This is a genomic window from Psychrobacter sp. ENNN9_III (assembly GCF_001462175.1).
Taxonomy (GTDB): domain Bacteria; phylum Pseudomonadota; class Gammaproteobacteria; order Pseudomonadales; family Moraxellaceae; genus Psychrobacter.
In genome coordinates, this window is the sequence record NZ_LNUO01000047.1 from 1 (window position 1) to 5,197 (window position 5,197).

Annotated in this window: 4 protein-coding genes; 2 read left to right on the forward strand and 2 right to left on the reverse strand. The window is 42.4% G+C overall.

Annotated elements, in window-relative coordinates:
* Positions 1-43 precede the first annotated feature (43 nt).
* On the reverse strand, positions 44-1,258 hold the full coding sequence (gene corA, locus PENNN9_RS03655) for a magnesium/cobalt transporter CorA (RefSeq protein ID WP_058368384.1): 1,215 nt from the start codon (positions 1,256-1,258) through the stop codon (positions 44-46).
* Positions 1,259-1,362: 104 nt separating this feature from the next.
* The gene (locus PENNN9_RS03660) at positions 1,363-1,752 is read right to left on the reverse strand and encodes a DUF2237 family protein (RefSeq protein ID WP_058368385.1); all 390 of its coding nucleotides are present in this window, start codon (positions 1,750-1,752) and stop codon (positions 1,363-1,365) included.
* Positions 1,753-2,413: 661 nt separating this feature from the next.
* On the opposite strand from PENNN9_RS03660, the gene PENNN9_RS03665 reads away from it, so the two are divergent.
* The gene (locus PENNN9_RS03665) at positions 2,414-3,739 is read left to right on the forward strand and encodes an ATP phosphoribosyltransferase regulatory subunit (protein WP_058368386.1); all 1,326 of its coding nucleotides are present in this window, start codon (positions 2,414-2,416) and stop codon (positions 3,737-3,739) included.
* A 110-nt stretch (positions 3,740-3,849) separates the two neighbouring features.
* A complete protein-coding gene (locus tag PENNN9_RS03670) occupies positions 3,850-5,139 on the forward strand; it encodes an adenylosuccinate synthase (RefSeq protein WP_058368387.1) in 1,290 nt (429 codons plus the stop codon).
* Positions 5,140-5,197 lie beyond the last annotated feature (58 nt).

Consider the following 5,197-nt stretch of genomic DNA (forward strand, 5'->3'; position numbering starts at 1 on the left):
ATTCGTAAATACTTATAAACAATTGACAAATTGGCAAGCCAGACTATAGCCACTTTAATCTTTTAAAATTATAGTATAGATAACTACATAAGGCGATAATAAGCCCCATGATCACAAGGTATGAGTACTTCCAATGCAGCTCAGGCATAAAGTCAAAGTTCATCCCATAAATACCAGCGATGGCAGTCGGTACGGCTAAGATACCTGCCCAAGCAGCAAGCTTACGTACCACTTCGTTTTGTCCCATGTTCACCATCGCCATATAAGTATTCATCACCACACTGAGCATCTCGTTCAAACCATTAATAGCGTCTAAAGAGTGGAGTAGATGGTCATTGACATCACGAAAGTAAGGTTTTGCTGCTTGCGAAAACCCAGAGACCAACTCGCTTTTTTTATGGTTGATAAAAAAGCTACAGATGTCTTGTACGGGCAAAATAATCGCGCGCATATTTACCAGTTGCGACTTGAGCTCGTATAGGTTTTTTAATGTGCTTTTATTAAACTCATAACTAAAGACATAGCGCTCTTGCTCGCGCAAATAGCTACCTAGGCGATCAGTGACTGGCATATAGTTATCGACAATGAAATCGAGAATAGCATGTAGTACAAATATGGGTCCCATGCGTAGCTTTTCAGGGCGACGATTGCAGTGTTCACGTACGGGTGCATAGGAGTTGGAGGGTCCATTACGTATAGTAATCAGATAGTTTTTACCCATAAATATGGCAGTAGTACCATAGCGGATAATATTGTCTTCTAATTTGGCTGTACGTAGCACCACAAAAACCATGTCATTGTCATAGTTTTCAACTTTAGCGCGCTGATGATCAGCAAACGCATCTTCGATCGCAAGCTCATGTAAGTCAAAAGCATTTTGGACTTTAGTCATGGTCTCTAAACTGGGATCATACAGTCCGAGCCAGATAAATTGACCATTATTGCTAAGCGCACGACTGACGTCATTGAGCGCTACTTGGCTCAGTTGCTCGCCCGTCTTGCGCGAATAAGCATAGCAGTTGACCACTTCGTCATCGCTAGACAAATCAATGTCTTCGTAACGCTCAGAGTCAGGATCGTACACCGTCATCGTCTCGATGGTATCTTCGGCCGTGGCATCCACGTCTCCGTAGATATAGCTGTCATAACTATTTAGATAGGGATGACTGTCGCTAATATCAGAATAGGTGCGACTAATATTAGAGTCAGGTGTAATGCGGGTATTCGTCTTGACTGATAGATCGTCATTGCGGTCCATACACCCTCCCTTATTGCTTTTATAAAATCTAAATGGCTACTTTTTGTTCAAAATGGCCCAAATGAATTCAGCCTAGAAAAGCTCAGCGATAAACCATGTCGATGTTATATCGCATAGCGTTTTAAAGTCTCAATATCGACCAGCGTCAATAAACTCTCATGGCAACCTTCTAGCTTCAATTTTGGTGCGATATCGAAATCTAGTGCTTCAACCCAGCGTAGCGCACAGATACACCAATAGTCACCAGGTTTTAGACCTGGAAAATTATATTCTGGCAAAGGCGTAATCAAATCATTACCGCGACTTGATGAAAAGTTAAGAAATTCACTGGTCATCTTGGCACAAACGGTATGCTGACCGACATCATGATTGCCAGTATGACAAAAACCATTACGATAATAGCCAGTAATAGGATCAAAGCAGCAGCTGGCAAGAGCAGTACCTAATACATTGGTCTGATTAATAGCAGGGTTAGGGTGGTAGTCAGATGACATAAGGTCTCCGAAATTAAGTGATTGTATAGAATGGGAGTTGATAAATTTTTACCGTAGTTTGTATATTGTTAGTCGTGGTTTTTGTAGGTAAACGAACTGGAATAAATTTGCTGTAATATCTGCAGTTTTAGCAAGCAAAAAATTATACCAGCTGTGCGTGGCTACTAATGTATCGACTTTATCTCGAGATAATTATAGCCTGTCTACTAATAGCCTAAAACATAGGCTAGTGTAACATGGGTCTATTAAAAAGATGTGAACCAAATCATTCATCATGATTTAATAGAGGATGAAAGCGATCATAAACGATCGTTTTGGCTAAGAATAAATCGCCATAATGCAATAAAGTATTTATGACTAGATAGAACGTATTGATATGAATTGTGACTAGGCGAACCCTAGTTGCTATGCTAAACTAAAACATAAAGTGCGCTGATCATTTACTATAATTAGCGCATAAAGATACTCGTCTTATCATCCTAACTTATACTTATTACTCACCCTTTTGCGGTTACCTAGTTTGTTTATAAATAATTGGGTCAATGGTGTTGCGTGCTAAAAATGTGTCAAAAACATACAGTAGCCATCGTTGATGTAATCATAAACAAAACCTTACTATGCCGCGTTTTTTGGTAAGCAATACGCCAAACAAGGATTTATTGTGTCTGTCAGTTCTTATTCAGCTGTACCCGTCCAATCACGTTCTGAAATCAATCCCACCTCTCAGCATGCTGATGATAGTAGCGTACCCAATCATCTGCCACATTTAAGCAATTTTCATCTCAGTAATTTTACCGCAGAAGTTGCCAATAGCTGGCTGCTACCTGATGGTGTGGTTGATGTATTGTTTGAAGATGCGCAAAAGCAAGAAGTGCTGCGACATCAGCTAACTCAGCAGCTGATCACTCACGGCTATCAGCTAGTCTGTCCGCCGATGATTGAGTTTACAGAATCATTATTAAGTGATGCATCGGAGGATCTTAAACGTCAAACCTTTAAAATCATCGATCAGCTTACAGGTCGTTTGATGGGTGTGCGTGCGGATATTACACCGCAGATTTTGCGTATCGATGCCCATCATGGTGGGGCAGGTATTGCGCGTTATTGCTATGCAGGTGATGTCATTCATACCTTACCCTCAGGACTGTTTGGATCGCGTACGCCACTGCAGTTAGGTGCTGAGATATTTGGTTGTGCATCGCTAAGTGCAGATTTTGAATTGATAGATGTGTTGTTTACAATGGTCAATGACCTAAATATGAGTGCAGCTTTGCACATTGACTTGGGTCATGTGGCGATATTTAAACGGTTGGCCTTATTGGTTGAGTTATCAGACAGTGATACCAAGCAATTGATGCATTTATATGCCAACAAAAACTTACCAGAGTTAAAGCGCGTCTGCCAAACATTACCCATGGGTAGTGATTTTTATGCTTTAGCACGCTTTGGTCATGATATGGCGCAGCTATTGGCTAAGCTATCAGATACCGCTCAACAAGATACTGAGATTGTTACAGCAGTCGATGAATTACAGCGCTTAAAAACGCATCTGCAAGAGCAATGGAATTGTGATGTCAGTATCGATGTCACTGAGCTGTCGGGCTATCACTATCATACTGGTATTGTATTTAATGGCTATATCAATAGTGAGACCCAGCCATTGGTACGGGGCGGGCGCTTCGATGGGATGCAAAGTGGTGGTCACTTAACAGATAACCAGCCACGCGAAGCCACGGGCTTTAGTATGGACGTCAGTCGCTTATTGGCGCATGTCGGATTGGCTGATCCGATAGTAGTGGTTGTTGATTATGATGCAATCAATAATATGGATAGCGAACAAAAACAGACGCTACGCCAGCAAGTAGATAGTTTACGCCAGCAAGGTTACCGAGTCACTGTACCACTAGATATGCATGACTGTCCTCAAGACGTCACGCATCGGTTAAGCATCGTTGACAATCAGTGGCAATTAACCGCTATTGAATAAAGCTGTTTTGTCAAAAAGCACCACTTTTCGTTTAGTTTTAAATTGTTATCGTATGGCTGTTTGAGAATGAACAGGCCATACACCTTAATACATCATTGTAAGGATTAATCATGGGTAAGAATGTCGTAGTTTTAGGTAGCCAATGGGGCGATGAAGGTAAGGGTAAAATCGTTGATTTACTTACCGAAAAGGCCTCAGCGGTAGCACGTTTTCAAGGCGGCCACAATGCTGGTCATACGTTAGTTGTCGATGGCAAAACCACTGTCTTGCATCTTATTCCATCAGGTATCTTACGTGAAGGTGTTACTTGTTTTATTGGTAATGGCGTCGTGCTAGCACCTGATGCTTTATTAAAAGAGATGAAAGCGCTTGAAGACAATAGTGTACCAGTACGCGAGCGTCTACGCATCTCACCGAACTGCCCACTTATCATGCCTTATCATGTGGCACTCGATCAAGCTCGTGAAGCCAAACGCGGCACGGGTAAAATCGGTACGACAGGTCGCGGTATCGGTCCTGCGTACGAAGACAAAGTTGCGCGCCGTGCTATTAAGCTTGCTGACTTATTCCGTAATGATCTAGAAGAAAAGCTACGTAACCTAATCGAATATCACAACTTCCAGCTGACTCAGTATTATAAAGTTGACGCGATTGATTTTGATGAGACACTCAAGCTATGCCAAGAGTGGAAAGAAGAGATTAAGGGTATGGTAACTGATGTAACTGAAGACCTTAATCAGTTGCGTCTGGCTGACAAAAACTTGATGTTTGAGGGTGCGCAAGGTACGCTACTTGATATCGATCACGGTACTTATCCGTTTGTAACCAGCTCAAGCGTCACGGCAGGCGGTGTATCGACTGGTACTGGCATCGGTCCATTGTATTTAGACTATGTGCTTGGTATCACTAAAGCCTACACCACACGCGTTGGTAGCGGTCCGTTCCCAACAGAATTGTTTGATGATGTTGGTGCTCACTTAGCCAAAGTCGGCCATGAGTTTGGCGCGACCACTGGCCGCGCGCGTCGCTGTGGCTGGTTCGATGCCGAGGCATTACGCCGTGCTGTTGTACTGAACTCTATGTCGGGTATCTGCTTGACTAAGCTTGACGTATTAGATGGTTTAGAAGAGTTGCTAATCGGTGTGGGTTACGAATTACCAGAGACTGAATGTGCAGGCGCGCATGATGCCGAGTTTTATGAGTCAGTAACGCCTAAGTACGAAACGATGCAAGGTTGGAGTGAGTCTACCGTTGGTATTACCAACTATGATGACTTGCCAGAGAATGCTAAAAAATATATTAAGCGTATCGAAGCACTGATTGGCTGTCCTGTTGATATTATCTCAACGGGTCCTGACCGCGAAGAGACTATCGTATTACGTGATCCGTATGATGCGTAGATAAATAAAACAAACTATTGAATGACAAAACCCTAATGTCCAGCTAAAAGCTAGCATT

Bases quoted from the DNA above. Each gene is read 5' to 3' on its own strand.
- corA (WP_058368384.1), bottom strand. From the start codon at position 1,258: ATGGACCGCAATGACGATCTATCAGTCAAGACGAATACCCGCATTACA.
- PENNN9_RS03660 (WP_058368385.1), bottom strand. From the start codon at position 1,752: ATGTCATCTGACTACCACCCTAACCCTGCTATTAATCAGACCAATGTA.
- PENNN9_RS03670 (WP_058368387.1), top strand. From the start codon at position 3,850: ATGGGTAAGAATGTCGTAGTTTTAGGTAGCCAATGGGGCGATGAAGGT.